Below are 24061 nucleotides of genomic sequence, written 5' to 3' on the forward strand. Positions count from 1 at the left end.
AGGCGAGGGTCAGCGTTCGCTGGGTGGGAGTTGGAGGTGGGCCCAGACGGCGCGCCAAACGGTCTTCGCGTGTTCGCCGTCGGCCAGAGCCTCGACGACCGTGCGGCCGCCGAGCCCCTGGACGACCTGGGTCTCGGCCCAGGTCCGTGCATAGGCGGTACCGAGATGGCGATCCATCCGGTCCCAGAACTCCGTCAGTCTCATGCCTGCCCGTTGTCGTCCTTCGGTGGCGGTCCCCAGCCGCCCTGCTGGGGCGGCTGCTGGCCGTACGGCGATCCCTGCTGCGGCTGACCAGGCGGCTGTCCCTGGCCCGGCTGCTGTCCCCAACCGCCCTGACCCTGCTGCGGCGGCTGCCCCTGCTGCCCCGGTGGCTGCTGTCCTTGCGGACCCCATTGCCCCTGCCCCGGTTGGCCCTGCTGCGGCTGAGGCTGTCCAGGGTACTGCGGCTGTCCAGGCTGCCCCGGATACGGCGGTTGCCCCGGTCCAGGCTGACCCTGTCCAGGTTGGGCCGGCCCTGGCTGACCCGGGTACTGGCCGGGCTGACCGCCGTACTGTCCGGGTTGACCGCCGTACTGCCCAGGCTGCCCCGGGTACTGACCGCCCGGACCGTAGCCAGGCTGCTGCCCGTAGCCCGGCTGCCCCGGGTACGGCCCCGGCTGTCCGGCGTACTGCCCCGGGTATTGACCGTATGGCCCGTAGCCCTGCTGGGCCTTGGCCTTGCGACGACGCAGTACGAGGAAGAGGACCGCGCCGATCACGAGCAGCACCAGCACGACGATGAGGATGATCGCCCAGGTCGGGAAGCCGCCGCCGGCCTCGGACGTCAGCGAGACCTTGCCGAGCTTGTCGAGGCTGTCGTACGTCGCGGTCCGGCCGTCGATCTTCGCACCGTCGTCGTGCTCGAGGATCTTGCCCGGCATGGTGATCTTGAAGTTCACCTCCGGCTGGCTGCCGGACGGGACCTGGCCGAGGCTCGAGTCCTTGACCGAGACCATGACCTTGTCGCCGTCCTTGCGGAAGCTCACCCCGTCCCCGCTCGAGCTGCCCATCTTGTCGAACGGAACGCTCTCGAACGTGCAGGTCGAACCGACGTACTTGTCGTTGTCGTACGGCGTGCAGGTGACGCCCTCGGTCGTGGTCTGCTTGATCGCGTCGTCGATCCGCTTCCGGATCGTATCGAGCGACTGCCCGCTGGCCTGTAGCAGCTGCTTGTCGACCCCGATCTTCATGTTGCCCGAGACCGTCTCGTTCGACCCGACCTTGAGATCGGCGTCGAGCTGCACGCACCCGGTCAAAGCGACCAGGCAGGCCACGACGAGGAGCGCTGCGCGTACGCGGTTGATCATGTCGCCGATCATCCCAGACGAGGGGGACAGGATTCGCATCGGACGGAAAGCGCCCGTTCACAGCGGGCGATGAACGGGTGGTGAAAACTGTCGGCGGGACCCGGCAAGATGGGCGACGTGAAGAAAACCAGCGCGTTGAGCCGGTTCTCGCCCGCGACCCGGGCGTGGTTCGGCGACGTCTTCGAGGCGGCCACCCCGGCCCAGCTCGAGGCGTGGGACGCCATCACCGCGGGCCGGGATGCGCTGGTGGTCGCCCCGACCGGCTCGGGTAAGACGCTGGCGGCCTTCCTCTGGGCGCTCGACCGGCTGGCCACGACTCCCCCACCCGACGATCCGAAGCTGCGCTGCCGGGTGCTGTACGTGTCGCCGCTGAAGGCCCTCGCGGTCGACGTCGAGCGGAACCTGCGGGCCCCACTGATCGGGATCCGGGAGACCGCTCGGCGGCTGGGCGAGGCGCCTCTCGACATCGAGGTTGCGGTGAGATCGGGCGATACGCCGGCCGGCGAGCGACGACGGTTCGCCTCGCGGCCGTCCGACGTACTCATCACCACTCCTGAGTCCTTGTTCCTCCTGCTGACGTCGCAGGGCCGGGAGTCGCTGCGCGGTGTCGAGACCGTGATCGTCGACGAGGTGCACGCGGTCGCGGGGACGAAGCGCGGCGCACATCTGGCGCTGACGCTCGAGCGGCTCGACTCGCTGCTGCCGAAGCCGGCGCAGCGGATCGGTCTGTCGGCGACCGTGCGGCCGGTCGAGGAGGTGGCGCGCTTCCTGGGTGGCGAGCGGCCGGTGACCGTCGTGCAGCCGAAGTTCGCCAAGCAGTGGGAGCTGAGCGTCGTCGTGCCGGTCGAGGACATGGCCGAGCTGGCGTCCACCGAGCTCGAGACCTCCGGATCGGCCGCGGGACCGCCTCAGCACGCCTCCATCTGGCCGCATGTCGAGGAGCAGGTCTTCGACCTCATCGGCCAGCACAACTCGACCATAGTCTTCGCGAACTCGCGCCGCCTGGCCGAGCGCCTCACCGCCCGGCTGAACGAGATCGCCGCCGAGCGGGCCGAGCTCGAGCTGGCCGATCAGGGTTCGCCGGCTCAGGTGATGGCCCAGTCGGGTGCGTCGCTCGCGGCGCCGCCGTTGATCGCGCGGGCGCACCACGGTTCGGTCAGCAAGGAGCAGCGGGCGCTGATCGAGGCCGATCTGAAGTCCGCCCGGCTGCCGTGCGTGGTGGCGACGAGCAGCCTCGAGCTCGGCATCGACATGGGTGCGGTCGATCTGGTCATCCAGGTCGAGGCGCCGCCTTCGGTTGCCAGCGGCCTGCAGCGTGTCGGCCGCGCCGGCCACCAGGTCGGGGCGGTGTCGCGTGGCGTCCTGTTCCCCAAGTTCCGTGGCGATCTGATCGACACTGCCGTTGTTGTGCAGCGGATGCGCGACGGGCTGATCGAGAGCCTACACATCCCGGCGAACCCGCTCGATGTGCTGGCGCAGCAGATCGTGTCGATCGTTGCCCTGGACACCGTTGACGTCGACGAGCTGTTTGCCTTGGTACGACGCTGTGCGCCCTTCGCGACGTTGCCACGATCGGCGTACGACGGGGTCCTCGACATGCTCTCGGGCCGGTACCCGTCGGACGAGTTCGCGGAGTTGCGCCCGCGTATCGTGTTCGACCGGGTCAGCGGCGAGATCTCGGGGCGGCCGGGGGCGCAGCGACTCGCGGTGACCAGCGGCGGGACGATTCCGGATCGCGGGCTGTTCGGCGTCTTCCTGGTCGGCGAGTCGACCAACCACCGCGTCGGCGAGCTCGACGAAGAGATGGTGTACGAGTCGCGGGTCGGCGACGTGTTCACCCTCGGAGCGTCGAGCTGGCGGATCGAGGACATCACCCACGATCGCGTGCTGGTCTCCCCCGCGCCCGGGCAGCCGGGGCGCTTGCCGTTCTGGAAGGGCGATGCGGTCGGGCGGCCGGCTGAGCTGGGTGCGGCCACCGGTGCGTTCGTCCGGAAGATGGCAGCATTGCCGGCGGCCAAGGCGATCGAGCGAGCGCGGACTGCCGGCCTGGATGAGTACGCCGCCAACAATCTGGTCTCGTATCTCGCCGAGCAGCGGGACGCGACCAGCCGGGTGCCGGACGACGTGACCATCGTGGTCGAGCGGTTCCGCGACGAGCTCGGCGACTGGCGGGTCTGCGTGCATTCGCCGTACGGGGGGCAGGTGCACGGACCGTGGGCGCTGGCGATCGCGGCGCGGCTGCGCGAGCGGTACGGGATGGATGCGCAGTCGGTCTCGGGTGACGACGGGATCGTGCTGCGGCTGCCGGAGACGGACGAGCTGCCGCCGGGTGCGGAGCTGGTGCTGTTCGATCCCGCGGAGATCGAGGACTTGGTCACCGCTGAGGTCGGCGGATCGGCGTTGTTCGCGGCGCGCTTCCGGGAGTGCGCAGCCCGGGCATTGCTGTTGCCTCGGCGGAATCCGGGACGGCGGTCGCCACTCTGGCAGCAGCGTCAGCGGTCGGCGCAATTGCTGTCGGTGGCTAGCAAGTACGGATCGTTCCCGATCGTGCTGGAGACCTTGCGCGAGGTGCTGCAGGACGTCTACGACCTGCCCGCGTTGAAGGATCTGCTCACCGGGATCAGCGAACGACGGATCTCGGTCGTCGAGGTGGAGACGACGGAGGCCTCGCCGTTCGCGAAGTCGTTGCTGTTCGGGTATGTGGGCGCGTTCATGTACGAGGGCGACAGTCCGCTCGCGGAGAAGCGTGCGGCCGCGCTCGCGCTGGATCAGAGCTTGCTGGCGGAGCTGCTCGGGCGGACCGAGCTGCGCGAGCTCCTCGACGCCGAGGTCGTGCTGCGAACCGAGGCCGAGCTCCAACGGCTCGCCGAGGACCGGCGGGCTCGTGATGCGGAGGGGCTGTTCGACGTACTGCGGATGGTCGGTCCGCTGTCGTTGTCCGAAGCATCGCAGCGTTGTGTCGACGGGTCGGACGCGGAGTCTTGGCTGACCTCATTGGCCACGGCTCGTCGGGTCGTACGGGTTCGGATCGCAGGCGAGCACCGGTGGGCAGTGGTTGAGGATGTGGCCCGGTTGCGAGACGCCCTCGGCGTACCGCTCCCACCTGGGGTCGCGGAGGCGCACGCGGAGCCGGTCGCCGACCCGCTTGGGGACCTGGTCTCCCGCTACGCGCGGACGCACGGGCCTTTCCGGGCTATCGACCTGGCGACACATCTGGGGATCGGCGTTGCTGTCGTCACCGAGGCGTTGCGGCGGTTGGGTGCGGCGGGGCGGGTCGTCGAGGGCGAGTTCCTGCCGGGCGGGATTGCTCTCGAGTGGTGCGACAGCGAGATCCTGCGCTTGCTCCGGCGGCGGTCTCTGGCGGCGCTGCGCAAGGAGGTCGAGCCGGTCGATCCATCTGCGCTCGCCCGCTTCCTTCCCGCTTGGCAAGGCATCACGAGCAGCCGCGGCCGTGGGTACGACGTACTCCTCGGTGCGGTCGAGCAGTTGGCCGGATGCGCGGTGCCGGCGTCGGCGCTGGAGTCGATCGTGCTGCCGTCGCGGGTGCCGGGGTATCAGCCGTCGATGCTGGACGAGCTGACGGCGACCGGTGAAGTGGTGTGGGCGGGTTCGGGATCGTTGCCGGGGACGGATGGGTGGGTGTCCCTCCACCTCGCGGACAACTGCGATCTGACCTTGCCTGACCCCGATCCTGCCCTCGAGCTCGGAGAGACGCATCAGGCCGTGCTCGACGCGTTGTCGGGTGGTGGCGCGTTCTTCTTCCGGCAGTTGAGCGACGTTGTCGGGGCGGCCTCGGGAGTGGTGAACGACGAGACGCTGGTCGGGGTGTTGTGGGACCTCGTCTGGGCTGGTCACCTGACCAACGACACACTCGCTCCGGTGCGCTCGCTCGTGGGCGGAGGTCGCGGTAGTCACCGAACTCGCCGTACGACGCCTCGCGCGCGGCCTGGACGCCCGACGCGGCCGGGCCGACCGGCAATGCCGTCACGCAGTGGGCCACCGACAGCCGGTGGGCGATGGTCGTTGCTTCCGGCCCGTAGTGCCGATGCGACACGGCGGGCGCATGCCGCGGCGGAGACACTGCTGGATCGGTACGGCATCGTCACGCGAGGGTCCGTGATCACCGAGCGGACGCCCGGTGGGTTTGCTGCGGTCTACAAGGTGCTGAGCGCGTTCGAGGAGTCGGGGCGGTGCCGGCGCGGATACTTCGTGGCCGGGCTCGGGGCCGCACAGTTCGCCCTCCCCGGTGCGGTGGATCGACTGCGCGCTTTGGCCGAGCTACCCGGGTCTGTCGCCGGTGGTCCGGGACGCAGTCGACGTGACGAGGAGCTGACCGTGCGGGCCGTCGTACTCGCGGCCTCTGATCCCGCGAACCCCTACGGCGCTGCCCTACCGTGGCCCGAGCGCGAAAGCGCCGGCGGGCACAGACCCGGGCGGAAGGCCGGCGCGCTGATCGTGATGGTGGACGGGCAGTTGATCGTGTACGTCGAACGTGGCGGCCGGACCGTCCTCAGCTTCACCGAGGACCCGGACCTCCTCCAGCCTGCAGTCGATGCGCTCGCGCTGTCCATCCGAGACGGCCAACTCGGCAAGCTCAGCGTGGAGACGGCCGACGGCGAACAGGTCCGCCACACAGCCTTCGGCGACGCCCTCGCCAAAGCAGGCTTCCACGCAACCCCCCGAGGCCTACGCCTCCGAGCCTGAAACCCACCCCCCAGGGCCGGGCACTTGCGAATCACCTCTCGACGCCATGGCTGGCTCGACCCATCGCCGCGAGCACAACACTCCGCGATCGGCGATGCTAGTGAGATGGCTGGGGTGATTGGGAGTGCCTGAGGGCGATACCGTCTGGCGGGCCTGCAAGCGGCTGAATCAGGCGCTCGGCGGGCAGGAGCTGCTCCGGACGGACTTCCGCGTGCCGTCACTGGCGACGACCGACCTCAGCGGTCGCACGGTGCTGGAGGTCGTTGCACGCGGCAAGCACCTGCTCATGCGCCTCTCCGGTGGAGTGACAGTGCACAGTCACTTCAGGATGGACGGGAGCTGGCATCTGTACCGCCCCGGAGAGCGATGGCATGGCGGACCTGATCACCAGATCCGCGCCGTACTGGAGACCGCCTCCTGGACGGCCGTCGGTTACCGGCTGCCGGTGCTCGACCTCGTCGCGACGGACGCCGAAGAGACCGTCGTCGGTCACCTCGGGCCGGATCTGCTGTCGCCGTCCTTCGACCGCGCCGTAGCGATCACCAACGTCGAGGCCGACCCGAAGCGAACCATCAGCGAGGCGCTGCTCGATCAGCGGAATCTGGCCGGCATCGGCAACTTCTATCGCACCGAAGTCTGCTTCCTGCTCGGACTCCACCCATGGCGCCCGGTGTCCGCGGTCGACGTACCCGCGGCGGTCGACCTCAGCCGGCGACTGATGAAGGCCAACGTCCGCAACGGCACCCAGGTGAGCACCGGCGTCGACCGACCCGGCCAGCGATCCTGGGTCTTCGAACGCGCCGGCAAACCCTGCCGCCGCTGCGGTACGACGATCCTGACCGCTTCGCTCGGTGAACCACCCCGGGAGCGGATCACGTACTGGTGCCCGGCCTGCCAGCCCGAGAACTGACCTGTGGACAACGCCATCACCGGGACGCGACACGGATATCTTCTCTGATGCATCGAACATTTGTTCGAACGAGAGGAGAGGTTGATGTGCGACAGATGCGGTGGCTTGACCAACGAGCAGTATTCGCGGCAGATCGAACGGAACATCCAGACCTACGGCTGGACGATGCAGTACGTCGAGGGCGACGGCGCCCGCAATCCCGGCTTCGGATACAGCCTCGGGCTGAGCCTGTACCGCCACCCGGAGATCATCGTCTTCGATCCCGATCCAGCCTGGGCCTACCTGGGCCTCAAACCCTTGGCCTGGGCAGTGATGGACGGCGCTGTCTTCGACGAAGGCGACGACCTCTCGGCATTCTTCCCACCACCAGAAACCGCCGAGCTCCTCCGCTTCCCCGACTCGGCAACCCACCTCTTCACCGCCAACCACATGTTCCGCGACCCCGACGAGTCTCCCCTCCCCGCCCTTCAACTCCTCTGGCCCCATCGCGTCACCCTCATCCAACCAAGCACCAGCCACCCCACCCCCAAGCGAGACGCCAATGACGACCGGCGCTAATGCCCGACCAGTTCCCGTTCAGCGAGGCCTGGGCGAGGCCGGGTGGTGCGCTAGGCGACGGCACCCCGCTCGGGAAGTGCGCGAGCGGTCGGAGCTATCAGTGCTGGGCCTGCCGCGGGTTGGTGCCCGTGGATGTGGCGCTCATGGACGTGGCGGCCGTAGATGCGGCGCCCGGGGACGTGGTGGCCGTGGATGCGGCGCCCGGAGATGTGGCGCTCATGGATGCCGCCCCCGCGGATGTGGCGGCCGTGGATCCGGCGCCCAGGGACGTGGCGCCCGGGGACTTGGCGCTCGTGGATGTGGACCTCGGAGGTGCGATGGCTGTGTGTAGGGCTGTGCGGGCGGCGGCGATGGCTGGGTGGGTGGCGGTGCCGCGGCGGTAGGCCAGGTGGGTTCTGCGTCGGATGGAGAGGGGCGTCAGTACGACGGCGGCGGGTGGCGCGGCGGCGCCCAGGTCGGGGACGAAGGCGACGCCTTGGCCGGCCGCGACCAATGCGAGCACTGCGCCGAAGTCGTCGGCGTGATGGCGGATGCGGGGCGTGAATCCTGCGGCCTCGCAGGCCCGGATGGTCAGGGAGTGGCAGAGGGTCCCTGGGGTGCCGGCGATCCACGGGGAACCACGCCGGTCGGTCAAGGGTCCGGTCGTCAGGGCAGCCAGGTGGACGGTTTCTTCGAGCAGCGGTTCCGTTTGCAAACCGGGATCGGATGCGATTGGGACGTAGTCGTATTCCTGGAGCAGGGCGACGTCGAGACTTTCATCGCGGAGGGCATCGGGCATCGACGCCGGATCCAGTTCGGTGACCATCAGGTCCAGGCCTGGGTGGTCAGTGCTGAGGGCGACGACGGCTGGCGTCAGGATGGTCGGGACTGCAGTCGGGAAGACGCCGATGCGCACGGTTCCGGTGAGTGCGGTTGCGGTCGATGCCAGGTCAGCGGCGGCCTCCTGCAGGATCGCGAGGATCGACTCGGTGCGCTCGACGAGGGCGCGTGCGGCTGGGGTCAGCGTGACTCGCCGGCCGGTCCGTTCGAGTAGCGGTACGCCGGTCTCGCGTTCGAGGGCGGTGAGCTGTTGTGACACCGCGGACGGCGAGTAGGTCAACGCCTCGGCAACGGCAGCGATCGTTCCCCGGTGGGCCAACTCGCGGAGGAACCGGAGTTTGCGTACGTCGAGCATCAGCTCAGCTTACGCTCGACGACACAAATGCGAACTGGATCTGCAGAGCGGAATGCGTGATCGTCGAGGCATGTCGCTCTCTGGTCTCTTCGTTCCGCTCGTCACGCCGTTCACCGCCGCGGGTGAGCTCGCCTCCGATTCACTGGAGGCACTCGCCCATGCCGTCCTCGATGACCGAGCGGCCGGGATCGTTGCCTTGGGCACGACCGCCGAACCTGCGACGCTGACGTCTGCGGAGCGCCGAAGGGTGGTCGATATCTGCGCCAAGGTGTGCGTGGAGCACGGCGCGGACTTGGTTGTCGGCACCGGGTCGAACTCGACCGCCGGCTCGATTGACTCGCTCGCCGAGATCGATCCACGCGCCACCGCTGTTCTCACGGTGGTCCCCTACTACACCCGGCCGTCCGAGGATGGCGTCGTTGAGCATTTCCGGCGACTTGCGGCTGCCAGTCCGGTGCCGTTGCTCGTCTACAACGTTCCCTACCGCACGGGCAGGCCGTTGGGCGCGGATGCCCTTGGTCGGCTAGCTCGGATCCCCAACGTTGCCGGGTTCAAGCACGCAGTCGGAGGGATCGACGATGCGACTGTCGAGTTCATGAGCACCGTGTCGGAGGATGTCGCGGTTCTAGCCGGCGACGACCTGTACGTGGGCCCACTGCTGGCGCTCGGAGCACACGGCGCGGTCCTGGCCTGCGCCAATGTGGCGACGCGGGCGTACGCAGACCTCCTCGCCGCTTGGCGCGACGGGCCGCTCGAACACGCGCGTGCGCTCAGCAACCGGCTCGTTCCGCTGGCCCGCGCGCTCTTCGCCGAGCCCAATCCTGCGGTGATCAAGGCCGTCTTGGCGGCTCACGGCCGCATCCCCAGCCCAAACGTGCGCCTACCACTGCTGCCGTCCAGCCCGGCAGCCACCACCGCCGCTCTCGCATGCTGCGACACCTTCGACACACCCGGCACCAAGCCAGCTCTCGAGCCGGCAATCCGCCGCTAACCGCGAGGACCCGGGCAGGAGGTGCTCGGCGGAGGTCCAGCTCCGTGGTCCGCTAGATCCAACTTCCCCGCGGCGCAGCGGGCTGCGGCCGCCCGCGCGAGGCGCATCGTGGCTGCTGCCCGAACGCAGCGGGCAGTTGGCGGTCGGGCGCACCAAGCGGACAGCGTCAGGCCGGGTTAGGCGGCGAAACGCGACGAGCCCGGGCCTGGTTACGCGGCGGAGGCGATGACGTCGGGCGGTGGAGGAGGCGATCCGGCCGGTTAGGCGGCGGAGGCTACTACCTCGGGCTCGATGGTGGGGTGGGTCAGGACCAGGGCCTCTTCGCGGGCAAGGTCTTCGCTGACTTCGGCGAAGACGGTGGACAGCGGCACGTCCAGGGCCATGCAGATGGCTGCCAGGAGCTCGCTGGAGGCTTCCTTCTGGCCGCGTTCCACCTCGGAGAGGTAGCCCAAGCTCACGCGGGCGTCGGCGGATACCTCGCGGAGGGTGCGCCCCTGGCGCAGCCGCTTACGCCGCAGGACGTCGCCCAGCAGGCCACGAACCAGCACCATGAGGTTTCTCCCTTCCGCCTGTCCGGTCGTTTCTACTCGCACGGTAGCTCGACCGTAGGAACCAACGGTACCCGTTGCTGGGTCACTACTCCTCGCAATGTCCACCTTCGGTGCGCCGCGCCGGTCTGTCCTACCTGTCCCCATGGTGGTCTCAACACCCCGATCAGTCGAGTTCTTCCGCCACAAGAGTTGCTCCGAGTTCCAGAACGGCCTGCACACTTGCTCGGCGTACGGCTGCCCGGTCACCGTTCACCTGCAACTTCCGCACCTGCACCGAGCCCGGTCCGGCCGCTGCGACGTACACCGTGCCGGCCTCGATCCCCGCCTGCGGGTCCGGTCCGGCCACACCGGTCGTGGCAAGGCCGTAGGTGGCCTCCAGCCGCTCCCGTACGCCGGTGGCGAGTGCGGCGGCCGTATCTGGGTGGACCGGCCCCACGGCAGCCAGAAGGTCCTCAGGAACGCCCGCAAGCGTGGCCTTGAGGTCAGTCGCGTACACAACCACTCCGCCGCGATAGACCGCCGACACGCCCGGCACATCCGTCAGCGCGCCTCCGACCAGTCCGCCGGTCAGCGACTCAGCTGTGGCAATTGTCTCCCCGCGATCCTTCAACAGGCCCACCAAGCGCGCGAGTACCACCTCGAACTCCGCGTCCCCACCGGCCACCTGTCACCTCCACCAATTCCCAACAGATCCCACCACCCCCACCAGACTCCCCCGACCCCAGACGTCGGCACGCCGGGCCGGTGTCACGGGAGGGGGCGTTTCGCGGCGGCGCGGAGGCGGAGTGCTCGGCCCACGTAGTCGATGCCGGTGACGATCGTGACGATAACGGCGGCGGCCATGAACGCGACGGCGGTCCAGTGGAGGGGCGCGAACGACTGCCACGGGAGGAGATAGAGGCCGAGCGCGATCGCCTGGAGCACGGTCTTCAGCTTGCCGCCGCGGCTGGCCGGCATCACGCCGTGCCGGATCACCCAGAAGCGCAGTGCCGTCACACCCCACTCGCGGACCAGCACCACGATGGTGACCCACCACGGGAGTTCACCGAGATAGGACAGACCGATGAAGGCAGCGCCGGTGAGTGCCTTGTCGGCGATCGGGTCGGCGATCTTGCCGAAGTTCGTGACCAGGTTCCAGCGGCGGGCGATGTCGCCGTCGAAGCGGTCGGTGACGATCGCCACGACGAACGTAGCGGTGGCGAGCAGGCGGTTGCCGTCGCCGTCGCCACCGTCGCGGAGCAGCAGCCAGACGAACAGCGGGACCAGGATCAGCCGCAGGACCGTGAGCGCGTTCGGCACGTTCCACACGCTGGGGGCGTGGAGCGGACCGGAGGACGCGTGCGACGCCGGGTTCGTCGGCGAGTTGGTCACGCGGTCAGGTTAACTGCCAGACGGCCGTCCCGGGTGCTCACGAGTGCCGCGAACTCGGCAATCAGGTCGACTCCGTCGCTCCCGACCACCTTCGCGGACACCAGATCGCCGACCCGGACGCCCGCCGGCAGGCCCGTGACCGTGGTCGAGCCGTCCACCTCAGGTCCCTGATGAGCGGCCCGCCCCTCCCCCGTACGCCCGACTTCGTCCCCTGAGGTGGAGCTGTCCGCGGACTCGACGCCAGTTGCGGTCTTGGTGTCTGCGGAAGGGGTGGGGTCGAGGGATTCGACGAGGACTTCGAGGAGTTCGCCGGTACGGGATTCGGCTCGGGCTGAGGTGAGGTCTTCGGCAAGCCGGGTGACGCGGTCGAGGCGGGCGGCGATGGTGTCCTCGTCGAGTTTGCCGTCGTACGTCTCGGCTTCGGTGCCGTCCTCGTCGGAGTAGCCGAAGACGCCGATCGCGTCGAGGCCGGCGCGGGACAGGAAGTCGCACAGGACGTCGACGTCGTCCTCGGTCTCGCCGGGGAAGCCGACGATGACGTTGCTGCGGATACCGGCCGTCGGGGCAGCCGCGCGGACCTGGGCGATCAGCTCGAGGAAAGGCTCGGAATCACCGAAGCGGCGCATGCGGCGCAGGAGTGGGCCGGATGCGTGCTGGAAGGACAGGTCGAAGTACGGGACGACGCCGGGGGTCGAGGTCATCGCGGTGATCAGCGTCGGGCGCATCTCCGCCGGCTGCAGGTACGAGACGCGCACGCGGGTGATGCCGGGGACCGCGGCGATCTCGCCGACCAGGGTCTCGAGCAGGCGCAGGTCGCCGAGGTCCTTGCCGTACGAGGTGGAGTTCTCGGAGACGAGGAAGAGCTCGCGTACGCCGTTCTCCGCCAGCCACTCGGCTTCGCGGAGGACCTCGGCGGGACGGCGGGACACGAACGCACCGCGGAACATCGGGATCGCGCAGAACGCGCAGCGGCGGTCGCAGCCGGAGGCGAGCTTGAGCGGAGCCATCGGGCCGCCGTCGAGGCGGCGGCGCATCACGCGTGGGCCGCTCGCCGGGGCGGAGGTGAGGTCGGGGGCTTCGATCTTCAGCTCTTCGGGCCGACCGGTGGCGAAGCGGCCCTTCAGGGCAGGCCCGTCAACCGAGGCGTCGTCAGACACCTCGCGCGCCGGCATCAGCTGGTCGGGGATGTGGCCGGCGTCGTGGACGTGGGTGGCGTCGCCGTGACCGGCGGCGTGCGTGGGGTCGCCGTGGCCAGGGATGGCTATGCCTGTGGTGGAGGCTCGGTCTGCGGGGGCCAGCGGGAGGAGTTTGCGGCGGTCGCGGGGGACGTGGGCCTGGTGCTTGGTGCCGGCCAGGATCGAGCGGAGGCGGTCGGAGATGTCCGCGTAGTCGTCGAAGCTGAGGACCGCGTCGGTCTCCGGGAGCGCTTCGGCGAGTTGGTCGCCGTACCGTTCGGCCAGGCAGCCGACCGCGACGACGGCCTGGGTGCGGCCGGAGTCCTTGTAGTCGGCGGCGGCGAGCAGCGTGTCGACCGAGTCCTTCTTCGCGGCCTCGACGAACCCGCAGGTGTTCACCACCACGGTGTCCGCCTCGGCGGCGTCCTCGACCAGCCGGAACCCGCCGGCTTCGAGCCGGCCGGCCAGTTCCTCGGAGTCGACATCGTTACGGGCACAGCCCAGCGTGACCAGGGCGACGGTGGTGGGTGGCGTAGTCATCCCCCCGAGTATGACTCGCCGTGCAGTCCGGCACCTAACTCAGGACCACGCTCCGCGACGTGAAGACCCCGGGCGGCGAGAGGTCAATTCGTCGGGTACTTGGTGAGGGTGCCGTCGGGGTGGGCGGTAAAGCGGTACAGCTTGGTGGATCGGCGCTGGCCGTTGAGGGTGACGATGAGATTGGCTGGGATGCCGACGGTGATGCGGATGTCCCCGGTCGTGGTGACGGACTGAGCGATCCCGGGGCTGAGGTGCCCCTGGAAGAGGCGCTTGCCCTTCTTGTCGCGGACCGTCAGGTAGGTGCCGTCCCCCTTCGCAGTGAGGGTGAGCTCGGTCTTCAGCACCGGTGGCTTCTTGGACGGCGTCCGGGTGGGACGGACGGTCGGCGTCGGCTTGGGCGTGGGAGTCGTGACGGTCGCGGCGGTGGTCGTGGTCTTGGAGGCGTTGGCCTCGATGTCGCTGGGGAGGGTGAAGAGGCGGACCATCCCCCAGCCCATCAGGCTCACCAGGATCGCGCCGACCACGAGCGCCCACCGCGGCCGGGCCGGATGCAGAGTCGGGCCTTTGACCGCGGCGCGTTCCTCGCGGCGAGCCTTCTCCTCCTCGACGGCGTGTTCGGCGTCGAAGGCGGCGAGCAGTGGCGCGGGATCAGCCTTGACCACCCGGGCGATCGAGCGGATATGGCCGCGGGCGTAGAAGTTCCCGCCACAGCGCGAGAAGTCGTCGGCCTCCATGGCGACGAGCAGCCCGGTTCTGATCCGGGTGGCGGCGCTCAGCTGCTCGATCGACATGTCGGCCCGTTCCCGGGCCGCCGTGAGCTCGCTGCCGATGCTCACGTCCCCACCATCCTCTCCATCGCCCGGCGTATCTCCGCGGTCCGTCGACATCGCCATGCCGACAACCGGATCGTCGACATCAAGTCAACGGCCTTGGTGCGACGGGGTCACGGACGTGTCAGAGTTGTTCCCTGACCGGACATCTGGCATCCGCCAGCATGTGCAATGCCTGTACCACTTCCCCGTTCGACGGCGGAGCCGTCAACCCGAACGGTACCGCGAGCGAGGAGCCGGTCAGTCGACGGTTCGCATCAGTTGTCTTGCGAGTCGAACTCGGCATCGCTCCCAGCACCGGTCCAGGATCCAGCAAATGAACGGCAATCCGGCCGTCGTCCAGCAGGTGGCGGCGCTGCAGCACCGTCACCTCGTCGATGTCCTCCCAGCGCGTTCCGATCCATTCGTGTCCGATCCGCAGCCGGATGCCGACCTCGTCGGCCACCAGCATGTCCCCGACCGTCAACGCCCTCGCACAGACCACAGCCAGTACGGCGAACCCCGCGGCCGCGAACCATCGCAGGATGCCGGTGGGACTGGTGGACGCGGAAGCGGCGAAGCCCACCGCGACCAGCAAAGCCCCGAGGGCGAGCCCGCCGTGCACCTTCTGCGAGGCGCGGACGGTGAACGGCACCGGCTTCGGGTCGAGGTCGAAATGGTCCTGCCTGGGCAGTGCGCTCGCGGCGGTCACGGGTCACTCTCCTCGGAGGGTGGTGATGAAGTCCTCTAGATCGTCCGGTTTGACCAGGACGTCCCTGGCCTTCGAGCCCTCACTGGGACCGACGACGCCGCGGCTCTCCAGGATGTCCATCAGCCGGCCGGCCTTCGCGAAGCCGACCCGGAGCTTGCGCTGCAGCATCGAGGTGGAGCCGAACTGCGTCGACACGATCAGCTCCGCGGCCTGCACGACCAGGTCGAGGTCGTCGCCGATCTCGTCGTCGAGATCCTTGCTCGGCCCCGCGACGGCGGTGACGTCCTCGCGGTACGTCGGCTCCAGTTGGGTCTTGCAGTGCTCGACGACGCCGTGGATCTCGGACTCCGTCACCCACGCGCCCTGGATCCGCATCGGCTTGCTCGCGCCCATCGGCAGGAACAGGCCGTCCCCCTGGCCGACCAGCTTCTCCGCACCCGGCTGGTCCAGGATGACCCGGCTGTCGGCCAGCGACGAGGTCGCGAACGCCAGTCGCGACGGCACGTTCGCCTTGATCAGACCGGTTACGACGTCCACGGACGGCCGCTGGGTGGCGAGCACCAGGTGGATGCCGGCCGCCCGGGCCAGCTGGGTGATCCGGACGATCGAATCCTCGACGTCGCGCGGGGCGACCATCATCAGGTCGGCGAGTTCGTCGACGATCACCAGCAGATACGGGTACGGCGAGAGCACGCGCTCGCTGCCCGGCGGCGGCTTCACCTTGCCAGCGCGGACCGCCTTGTTGAAGTCGTCGACATGCCGGAAGCCGAACGCGGCCAGGTCGTCGTACCGCATGTCCATCTCGCGGACGACCCACTGCAGCGCCTCGGCCGCCTTCTTGGCGTTGGTGATGATCGGCGTGATCAGGTGCGGGATGCCCTCGTAGTGGTTCAGCTCGACCCGCTTGGGGTCGACCAGGATCATCCGCACCTCGTCCGGCGTGGCCCGCATCAGGACCGAGGTGATCAGCGAGTTGACGAACACCGACTTGCCCGAACCGGTCGCACCCGCGACCAGCAGGTGCGGCATCTTCGCCATGTTCGCGACCACGAAGCCGCCCTCGACGTCCTTGCCGAGGCCGGCCACCATCGGGTGGTGGTCGTTGCGCGCGGTCGCCGACCGGATCACGTCGCCGAGGCTGACGATCTCCTTGTCGGTGTTCGGGATCTCGATGCCGATCGCGGACTTGCCCGGGATCGGCGACAGGATCCGCACGTCGGCCGAGGCGACGGCGTACGCGATGTTCTTCGAAAGCGCGGTGACCTTCTCGACCTTCACCGCCGAGCCGAGCTCGACCTCGTAGCGGGTGACTGTCGGGCCGCGCGTGTAGCCGGTGATCTGCGCGTCGATGCCGAACTGCTCGAACACCTCGGTCAGCCGGTCGACCACCGCGTCGGACGCCTTGGTCCGGGCCTTGTGGACCGAACCCGGCTTGAGCATCTGGCCGTCGGGCAGCGTGTACGTGATGTCGCCGGACAGGCTGAGCTGCTCCACCCGCTGCGGGATCGGCGTGTGCGGAGGCGGCTCGGGCGGCGTTTCCGGCTTGCTGGGACCACCGCCGGCGCCGACCGCGATGCCGAGGCCCGGAGCCCCGGCTGCAGCGGCCGCATCACCATCGACGTCGTACGCGTCCTCTTCAGGAACCGGAGCCGCCTTGGCCTTGCGGCCTCGCTTGGAGATCTCACGTCCCTCGAGCACCGGCGAGTCGTACGGCTTGATGGTCGGCTCGCCGTCCTCCTCTTGCGCGGCCTTGGCCCGGCGCTCCTTGCGGGTCAGCCGCACGGTGTCGTCGGTCGGCGCGGCCACGACGGACGGTGCGTCCTCCGGCAGCGCCGTACGCCCCATCAGTACGTCGAACGCCGCACGGAACCGCAGTGGGATCGCGTAGACCGGAGTGCCCGTGACGACGAGGGCACCGAAGATCGACAGCAGCACCAGCAGCGGTGCGGCAACGTACTGCGTCAACAGGTCCGACAGCAGGGACGAGACGACGTACCCGATCGCGCCGCCGGCGTCCTGCAACGAACCGTCGGCCGGGTTGCTCGGACGGGGCAGACCGTTGGCGATGTGGACCAGGCCGAGTACGCCGAGGGAGATGGCGGTCCAGCCGATCACCTGACGTCCGGCCGGGCCGTTGCGGTCCGGGTGACGCAGCGTGCGGATCGCGACGAACAACAGCATCAGCGGGACGGCCCAGCCGAGCATGCCGACGCTGCCGCCGACGACGGTCCGGATGCCGTTGCCGACCGCGCCCGGGAGGTCCCACCAGATCGCGGCGGCCACAACGACCGCCAGGCCGATCAGGAACAGGCCGGCGCCGTCACGGCGATGCTCGGGGTCGAGCTCGCGGGCACCGTGACCGATGCCGCGCACCATGCTGCCGATCAGATGCGCGATGCCGAGCCAGATTTTCACCACGCCGCGACCGAGAACGATCATGGCGGCCGCGAACGGACCCGGTCCGCTGTTTTTGGGCGTGCTGGTCCGCGCGGCGGAGGATCCACCGCGCTTCGCGCTCTGCCCACGCTTCTGGGCACCTGACGGACGGGAGCGTCCACCAGCAGCCGAACGAGCCGAACTCGGCCGTTTGGCTGCCGACTTCTGCGCCCGCGCCGGGGAAGACGTGCGGGTCGCCATATCTAGCAGGCTACCCCGATTACCTCTCGAGTCCCACGTGTCACACGCCGATTACGCTGCCCCATACATAACGTCACAACGCCGCCGCAACCGGACTGCAGCCACAGACCGAGAGGAAAGCGGTCCCTTCACGCCCCGGTGGTGCCGTCGAGTTGTTCGCGCAACAGGTCGGCGTGACCGCAGTGGCGGCTGTACTCGCCGATCATGTGGATGTAGATCATCCGGAGCGTCGACTCGGTCCCGCTGAAGGTGAAGCGGTCGTCGAGCGACCGCCCGGCCGCGGCCTCGTCCGACAGCTTCCACTCCGCGATCAGACCTTCGTACGCCGACTGTGCCTCAGCGGGATCGATGCGCTCGAAATCGGCGTCCTTGCCCAGCTCGGGAGCGAACAGCGGCTCAGCCGGCGACTCCGCGGCGAAGTGGATGCGGAACCAGATCCGCTCCACCTTGGTGAGATGCCGGATGAGGCCGAGCAAGGAAAGGTTGGACGGCGGAGACGGCCGCTCGGCCAGCTGCTCGGCCGTCAGACCGGCGCACTTGTACAGAAGCGTGGTCCGGTAGAAATCCAGGTAGCCCCGCAGCAGTTCGGCTTCGGGCGCGGTCAGCGAGCCGTCCGGCCGCTCGACCGCTGGCGCCGTCCACGCCGTCTTCAACGTCATGCCGCCATCAAACACGCCACGGTCGCCCGGAGCGAATCCATTACGGATTGACCGGCGGCGCCCAGCCGGGTCGCGGGATGAGACAGAACGGGTGACCGGCCGGATCCTCGTACACAGTGGCCGAGAGCTTGCGAGCGCCGAGAGCCAGGACCGCCGACCCGGCCGCGTCGAGGTCGTCGACCATGACGTCGAGGTGCATCTGCCGGGGACGCGTGGGATCCGGCCACTGCGGGCGCTGGTGGCCGAGGGCTCGCTGGAAGGCGAGACCTGAGGTGTGGTCGTTGTCGGCGACCACCACCCAGTTGTCGCTCTCATACGTGATGGGCTGGCCGAGCACGGCCGAGTAGAAGCGCGCGAGCTCCAGCGGTTCCGGGCAGTCGATCGCCAGGTGGTGCAGCCGTCCGATCATGGCTACAGTCTGCACGTCTCAGGATGTGTTCGGGAATCCCGGAATGTGAGATTGCCACTGGCGCGGGTCGAGGGCTGTTCGTTACCGTTCTCGGCAGGTCATGAGTGCCAGCGCGAAGCCCCGGCTCGCTGGCCGGCAACCCTCCTCCGCGGTGGGGTGCCCCGGGTGAAGACCAGGCCGTGCGGATACGCCGCTCGGCAAGTGCGGACTTCCTGGAGCAGCAGCATGTCGATTCTCTCGATCCTCGAACCGGCCAGCGCGAGTACGCCGCGGCCGACGGTCACCCGGCTCGTCACCGGCAGCATCCCCACCACGGTCGGCTCGGACCTGCTGGTCCCGCTGGCCGACGGCCGCGTCACCGACTACGCGAACTTCGACCACGGAGCCAGTGCGCCGTGTCTGGAGTCCGTCCGGGCCAGCGTCGAGGCTGCGCTGCCGTCGTACGCGTCGGTGCACCGCGGGAACGGCTATGCGTCCCGCATCACCACCCAGTGGTACGAGCGTGCTCGCGCCGAGGTGCACGCGTTCGTCGGTGCCCGTGCCGACGACCAGGTGATCTTCACCCGCCAGACAACTGACGCGCTGAACCTGCTCGCCCAGGCCGTCCCCGCGGACGCGACCGTGATCGTCTTCGAGTCCGAGCACCACGCCGCGCTCCTGCCCTGGCCGGCCGAGCGGACCGTCCGCCTCACGGCGCCAGCCGCCCCCAGCGAAGCGGTGACCAACGTCGCCGACGCTCTGCGCACCGCGCCGGAGGGTCCGCGGCTGGTGGTCGTGACCGGCGCCTCCAACGTGACAGGTGAGATCTTCCCGATCGCGGAGATCGCCGCGGTCGCCAAGGCGCACGGTGCGCGGGTCTGCCTCGACGCTGCACAACTGGCACCGCACCGGCCGGTGGACATCGCCGCACTGGACGTTGACTGGGTCGCATTGTCCGGCCACAAGCTCTACGCGCCGTACGGCGCCGGTGCACTGATCGGCCGCGCCGACTGGCTCGACGCCGCCGACCCGTACCTGTACGGCGGTGGCGCGACGACCGCGGTCACCGGCGACACCGTGGTCTGGGCGACCGGCCCGGCGCGGCACGAGGGCGGCTCCCCCAACGTGATCGGCGCAATCGCGCTCGCCTCGGCGTGTGCCGCGATCAGCAAGCACCGTGACGCAATCGAGCAGCACGAGCGCAGTCTGCTCGCCCGCCTCCGGACCGGACTGGCTCAGCTCCCCGGCGTCACGACGTACTCGATCTTCGGCGAGGACGCGGACCGCGTCGGCACTGTCTGCTTCACGGTTGCCGGTCTGAGCTCCACGCTCGTGTCAGCGGCACTGAGCGCCGAGTACGGCATCGGTGTCCGGGACGGCAAGTTCTGTGCGCACCCGCTCGTCGGTCACCTGCTCGCGGACTCCGCCGAGCACGGCACCGCGGTCCGGGCGAGCCTCGGCCTCGGTACGACGCGTGAGCACGTGGACCGGCTCGTCAACGCCGTACGGACGCTGGCCGCCGGTGGACCGCGGTCGGAGTACGAGGACACCGCCCACGGCTGTCAGCCCACCGACGACCCGCGGGACCTCCAAGCTCCTCGCATCTGGTAACGAACGCCGGCCCTCCTACTGCTCAGGAGGTACAAGGCCTACATGGTGAGCAGCGAACGCCAGTAGGTCCGCCCATTCCGCCGCGACCATGGCGGCGGGTTTCCCGAAGCCGTGACCGGTGTTGACCTCGACGCGGGTCAAGACCGGTCCCGGACCGGATTGGGCATGCTGCAGCTCGGCGATGAACTTGTGGCTGTGCAACGGCACCACCCGGTCGTCGTGATCACCCGTGACCACGAGCGTCGCCGGGTACGACGTGCCGTCGCGCAACCGATGCAGTGGTGAGTAAGCCAGCAAATCCTCGAACTCCGACGCATCGTCCGGATGGCCGAAGTCAGAGGCCCACGCGGCGCCCACTGTGAACAGGTGGAACCGCAACATGTCCATGACGCCCACACCGGGCAGTGCAACCGCGAACAGGTCCGGTCGCTGTGTCATGGCCGCTCCCACGAGCAGACCGCCATTGCTGCGACCGTGGATCGCGAGCTGCGCAGAGGTGGTCACCCCGGTGTCCCGCAGGTGCTCGGCGACCGCGATGAAGTCGTCGAAGACGTTCTGCTTGTTCTTCAGCCGTCCCGCGTCGTGCCAGTCGCTGCCGTACTCACCGCCGCCCCGCAGGTTCGCGATGACCAGCACCCCGCCGGCCGCGAGCCACGCCGGCCAGCCCGGCTTGTAGTCGGCCAGGATCGGGATGCGGAAGCCGCCGTACCCGTAGAGCAGCGTCGGGCGTGGTGCGGAGACGTCCAGGTCTGAGCGAGTGATCAGGAAGTACGGCACCTCGCGGCCCGGCTCGACGCGTCGCGTCACGGTGACCGACGGCGACGTGAATCCACCTGAGCCACGGACGAGCTCCGGCAAGGCCCGGACGACGCCCGACGACGTCGAGACGACGTACGACACCGTGGGATCGGTTGTGGTCGACAGGCCGATGAAGAGCTCGTCGTACTCGGGGCTGGCGTCGAAGCCCACCACTCCCCCACCCGGTACGTCGATGACCCGCGCATCGGACCCGTCGAGCGCGAAGAGCGTCAGCGCCGGCCGTGCGTCGACCAGCGTCAGGGTGGCCAGTCCGGCAGCTGTGCCGCGAACGGCCTGCAGTGTGGCCTCGCCCTCCGGGATCAGGTCGACGAACTCACCGTCCAACGAAGCGAGCACCACGCGACCACGGGAGGCGTCACGATCGGTCCGCAGTACCAGCTGGTCGCCGGACATCCGCACGAACGCGATCTCGTCGGCGAAGGAGTCCACCACCTTCACCGGCTCGCCGAAGCCGTCGGACGTGATCGGAAAGACCCAGAGCCGAGCGCCGGGGTCGGTGCCCTCGGTGATGTGGACGACGAGGTAGCGATCGTCGTCCGACACCTCCGGCGTGATGAAGTAGCGGTCCTGATCCGGGAAGCTCAGCACGAGCTCGTCATCGGACTGCGGTGTGCCGACCTTGTGCAGCATCAGACGCCCACCGGTGAGCGTCTTCGTCTCGGTGCCCTCACTGCGACCACTCGCCGGGTAGTGCAGATAGAGGTACGCCGAACTGTCCGGGAGCCACGTGGCTTCGCAGAACTTCGCCCCCGTGACCACGTCGTCCACGGGCGTACCGGTGGCGATGTCGAGCAGCCGGAACGTCGTCCAGTCGCTGCCGCTCTCGTTGACGCCGTACGCGAGGTACTTGCCGTCCGGACTGACGGTGAACGAGCCCAGCGAGTCAGTGCCGTCGGCGGACAGCGTGTTGGGGTCGATCAGGACCCGGCCGCCGGCGAGCAGCGCGTCGAGGGACTCGGCGACGTACACGACATCCTGGGCCTGGGTGCCGTCGTTGCGGCCGACGAGGTACCAGCCGGCCTTCTTCGCCGGGACGCCGGCGCGTGGGCGGGCCAGGATCGCCGCCATCGTGGTCTGGAACCACTCGCGCTCCGGATAGCCGGAGAGCTCGGCCTGGGTGAACTCGTTCTGCCTGCGGACCCAGTCCCGGGTGTCGGGTGCGTCAGGGTCTTCCAGCCAGCGGTACGGGTCGGCGATCTCCTGCCCATGCAGCGTGTCGACGACATCGTCGCGGCGGCTCTCCGGATAACTCATGCGGACAAACCTAACCGGACAGGACAACCTTCAGGAGTTCGTAGGCCGGCCAGGGACGAGCGTCGTACTCACCTGCTCCGGTGGGCGGCATCCCGCGCAGGCGCCGGAGCCAGGTGAGTACGACGGGCCCCTCAGTGGTGGGCCGGGGTGATGTCCTTGGTCCAGAGGACCGTGCCGAACAAGTTGCGCAGGGAGACCGTGAGGACTCCGGTGCGCGGGTCGATCGTGGTGTGGCCGAAGAACTGGTTGCCGCTCGCCGGCGACTGGCTCGCGAAGTCGGCGGCCTTCGAGAACACGACCTGCGGACCGAACGTGTCGTCCAGCGCGTTCGGCCCGAACGTACCGGCGTTGATCGGGCCGGCCACGATCTCCCAGAACGGGTCGAAGTCGGTGAACGCCGCGCGGGACGGGTCGTAGTGGTGGGCGGCCGCGTAGTGCACGTCGGCGGTCAGCCAGATCGCGTTGCGAACCTTGCGCTTCTTGAACTGGCTGAGCACCCAGGCGATCTCGTGCTCGCGACCACCTGGCGCACCGGCGACGCCGTTGGCGACGGCCTCGATCAGGTCGCCGTCCGGGACCAGCAGGCCGAGCGGCATGTCGCTGGCGATCACCTTCCAGGTCGCCTTCGACGCGGCCACCTCGCGGACCAGCCAGGCGGCCTGCTCGGCACCGAGCATCGCGACCGGGCCGACGGTGGCGGGCGTCGGGTTGGCGCCGCGGTAGGTCCGCATGTCGAGGCAGAAGACGTCGAGCAGCGGGCCGTAGCCGACCTTGCGGTAGATCCGGTCCCGGCCCGCGACGTGCTCCATCGGCAGGTACTCGAGGAAGGCCTTCTTCGCCCGGGACGCGAGGACGTCGACGCGCTTCTCGGTGTAGCGGTCGTCGGTGAGGATCTCCCCCGGGTACCAGTTGTTCAGCGTCTCGTGGTCGTCCCATTGCGCGACCAGCGGCACGTCGGCGTACAGGTCGCGGACGTTGTGGTCGAGCAGGTTGTACTTGTACCGGCCGCGGTACTCGGCCAGCGTCTCGGCGACCTTGGCGACCTCCTCGGTCACCACGTTCTTCCAGATGGTGCCGTCGGCAACTTTCAGCTCGGCCGCAATCGGGCCGTCGGCGTAGATGTTGTCGCCGGAGTGCAGGAAGAAGTCAGGGCGGGTGTCGTGCATCGCCTTGTACGCGATCATGCCGCCGAGGTCCGGGTTGATGCCGTAGCCCTGACCCGCGGTGTCGCCGGTGAACACGAAGGACACCGGCCGGTTGCGGCCCGGCGTACTGAACGAACCGTCGAGGGTCTCGCCGACCCGGCCGTGGGCGTCCTCGAAGCCGATCCGGTAGTCGTAGCGCTGGCCGGGACGCAGGCCACGCAGCGGAAGCCGCGCGGTGAAGTCGTCGGCGGCACTGGTGACCGGGCCGCGCAGCCGGATCGACTTGTCGAAGCGACCGTGGCTGGTCAGCTGGACGACCAGCCGCCCAGGGCGGTCCGTTCGGGACCAGACGACGGCCGACTGCGGGGTCACGTCGGCGCTGGCGATGCCGGACGGCAGGGCGGGCCGATCACGGCGTACGACGGTGGGAACCGCGGTCGCAACCCCTGGTACTGCGAGGGTGGCGCCGGCGACGGTGGATGCGGCCAGGAGCTGGCGGCGGCTCAAGTTCATGAGCCGAAAGTGCGCTCCGCTGATGACGGTCAGGTGACGGCCGGGCGAACTGGGCGCCAAATCACCCGCAGCGCCGGACACCCGGCCGCGGTCACCGGACGCCGGCTTGCGTGTGGCTACTGGGCGTGGTTCCGTTGGGGTTACCAGCCACCTTCTCGTACCCGCTGCCCCAGACCCGGTAGCGCATCGACCCG

Annotated in this window: 19 protein-coding genes and 1 riboswitch; of the genes, 5 read left to right on the forward strand and 14 right to left on the reverse strand. The window is 69.1% G+C overall.

The annotated features are described in order from the left end of the window. Positions 1–9: 9 nt before the first annotated feature. Both ACXC9Q_RS24840 and ACXC9Q_RS24845 read right to left on the reverse strand, forming a co-directional pair. On the reverse strand, positions 10–204 hold the full coding sequence (locus tag ACXC9Q_RS24840) for a DUF3046 domain-containing protein (RefSeq protein ID WP_328521670.1): 195 nt from the start codon (positions 202–204) through the stop codon (positions 10–12). Then, the gene (locus tag ACXC9Q_RS24845; protein WP_457059058.1) at positions 201–1346 is read right to left on the reverse strand and encodes an LppM family (lipo)protein; all 1146 of its coding nucleotides are present in this window, start codon (positions 1344–1346) and stop codon (positions 201–203) included. The genes ACXC9Q_RS24840 and ACXC9Q_RS24845 overlap by 4 nt, the downstream gene beginning before the upstream one ends. Before the next feature lie 108 nt (positions 1347–1454). On the opposite strand from ACXC9Q_RS24845, the gene ACXC9Q_RS24850 reads away from it, so the two are divergent. The 3 genes from ACXC9Q_RS24850 to ACXC9Q_RS24860 all read left to right on the forward strand — a co-directional run bounded on the left by ACXC9Q_RS24850 (position 1455) and on the right by ACXC9Q_RS24860 (position 7518). Beyond that, positions 1455–6050: an ATP-dependent helicase gene (locus ACXC9Q_RS24850; protein WP_457059059.1), complete on the forward strand. Its 4596-nt coding sequence runs from the start codon at positions 1455–1457 to the stop codon at positions 6048–6050. Positions 6051–6174: 124 nt separating this feature from the next. Beyond that, positions 6175–6960, forward strand: a complete 786-nt coding sequence (locus ACXC9Q_RS24855) for an Fpg/Nei family DNA glycosylase (protein ID WP_457059060.1) — start codon at positions 6175–6177, stop codon at positions 6958–6960. A gap of 105 nt (positions 6961–7065) precedes the next feature. Further along, positions 7066–7518: a DUF4262 domain-containing protein gene (locus tag ACXC9Q_RS24860; protein ID WP_457059061.1), complete on the forward strand. Its 453-nt coding sequence runs from the start codon at positions 7066–7068 to the stop codon at positions 7516–7518. A 97-nt stretch (positions 7519–7615) separates the two neighbouring features. Here the strand turns inward: ACXC9Q_RS24860 and ACXC9Q_RS24865 are convergent, their stop codons facing one another. After that, complete coding sequence (locus ACXC9Q_RS24865) at positions 7616–8692, reverse strand: LysR family transcriptional regulator (protein WP_457059062.1); 1077 nt, start codon at positions 8690–8692, stop codon at positions 7616–7618. Between ACXC9Q_RS24865 and dapA the strand changes: the two genes are divergently transcribed. Then, the gene (gene dapA / locus ACXC9Q_RS24870; RefSeq protein ID WP_457059063.1) at positions 8676–9683 is read left to right on the forward strand and encodes a 4-hydroxy-tetrahydrodipicolinate synthase; all 1008 of its coding nucleotides are present in this window, start codon (positions 8676–8678) and stop codon (positions 9681–9683) included. The genes ACXC9Q_RS24865 and dapA overlap by 17 nt on opposite strands. A gap of 260 nt (positions 9684–9943) precedes the next feature. On the opposite strand, the gene ACXC9Q_RS24875 is transcribed toward dapA, so the two are convergent. From ACXC9Q_RS24875 to ACXC9Q_RS24915, 9 genes are all read right to left on the reverse strand, one after another. Next, positions 9944–10234, reverse strand: coding sequence for a helix-turn-helix domain-containing protein (locus ACXC9Q_RS24875; protein WP_328521677.1), 291 nt, complete (start codon positions 10232–10234; stop codon positions 9944–9946). Between the two features lie 163 nt (positions 10235–10397). Then, a complete protein-coding gene (locus tag ACXC9Q_RS24880) occupies positions 10398–10898 on the reverse strand; it encodes a CinA family protein (RefSeq protein WP_457059064.1) in 501 nt (166 codons plus the stop codon). An 83-nt stretch (positions 10899–10981) separates the two neighbouring features. Beyond that, positions 10982–11605, reverse strand: coding sequence for a CDP-diacylglycerol--glycerol-3-phosphate 3-phosphatidyltransferase (gene pgsA, locus ACXC9Q_RS24885; RefSeq protein ID WP_457059065.1), 624 nt, complete (start codon positions 11603–11605; stop codon positions 10982–10984). Further along, positions 11602–13320: a MiaB/RimO family radical SAM methylthiotransferase gene (locus ACXC9Q_RS24890; protein WP_457059066.1), complete on the reverse strand. Its 1719-nt coding sequence runs from the start codon at positions 13318–13320 to the stop codon at positions 11602–11604. Before ACXC9Q_RS24890 ends, pgsA begins: the two co-directional genes overlap by 4 nt. 83 nt (positions 13321–13403) lie before the next feature. Continuing rightward, entirely contained in the window at positions 13404–14156 is a 753-nt protein-coding gene (locus tag ACXC9Q_RS24895) for a helix-turn-helix domain-containing protein (protein WP_457059067.1), read from the reverse strand. Positions 14157–14274: 118 nt separating this feature from the next. Beyond that, positions 14275–14841, reverse strand: coding sequence for a hypothetical protein (locus tag ACXC9Q_RS24900; protein ID WP_457059068.1), 567 nt, complete (start codon positions 14839–14841; stop codon positions 14275–14277). 3 nt (positions 14842–14844) lie between these two features. After that, complete coding sequence (locus ACXC9Q_RS24905) at positions 14845–17280, reverse strand: DNA translocase FtsK 4TM domain-containing protein (RefSeq protein WP_457059069.1); 2436 nt, start codon at positions 17278–17280, stop codon at positions 14845–14847. Between the two features lie 326 nt (positions 17281–17606). Then, complete coding sequence (locus tag ACXC9Q_RS24910; RefSeq protein ID WP_457059070.1) at positions 17607–18137, reverse strand: DinB family protein; 531 nt, start codon at positions 18135–18137, stop codon at positions 17607–17609. A gap of 40 nt (positions 18138–18177) precedes the next feature. Further along, complete coding sequence (locus ACXC9Q_RS24915) at positions 18178–18546, reverse strand: VOC family protein (RefSeq protein ID WP_457059071.1); 369 nt, start codon at positions 18544–18546, stop codon at positions 18178–18180. Between the two features lie 96 nt (positions 18547–18642). Continuing rightward, a riboswitch (SAM riboswitch) is annotated at positions 18643–18756 on the forward strand. Positions 18757–18771: 15 nt separating this feature from the next. On the opposite strand from ACXC9Q_RS24915, the gene ACXC9Q_RS24920 reads away from it, so the two are divergent. Further along, the gene (locus ACXC9Q_RS24920; protein ID WP_457059072.1) at positions 18772–20136 is read left to right on the forward strand and encodes an aminotransferase class V-fold PLP-dependent enzyme; all 1365 of its coding nucleotides are present in this window, start codon (positions 18772–18774) and stop codon (positions 20134–20136) included. 15 nt (positions 20137–20151) lie between these two features. On the opposite strand, the gene ACXC9Q_RS24925 is transcribed toward ACXC9Q_RS24920, so the two are convergent. Both ACXC9Q_RS24925 and ACXC9Q_RS24930 read right to left on the reverse strand, forming a co-directional pair. Beyond that, positions 20152–22209, reverse strand: a complete 2058-nt coding sequence (locus ACXC9Q_RS24925; protein ID WP_457059073.1) for a prolyl oligopeptidase family serine peptidase — start codon at positions 22207–22209, stop codon at positions 20152–20154. Between the two features lie 131 nt (positions 22210–22340). Beyond that, the gene (locus ACXC9Q_RS24930; RefSeq protein WP_457059074.1) at positions 22341–23867 is read right to left on the reverse strand and encodes an alkaline phosphatase D family protein; all 1527 of its coding nucleotides are present in this window, start codon (positions 23865–23867) and stop codon (positions 22341–22343) included. Positions 23868–24061: the final 194 nt, after the last annotated feature.

It is taken from the genome of Kribbella sp. CWNU-51, from assembly GCF_054073265.1.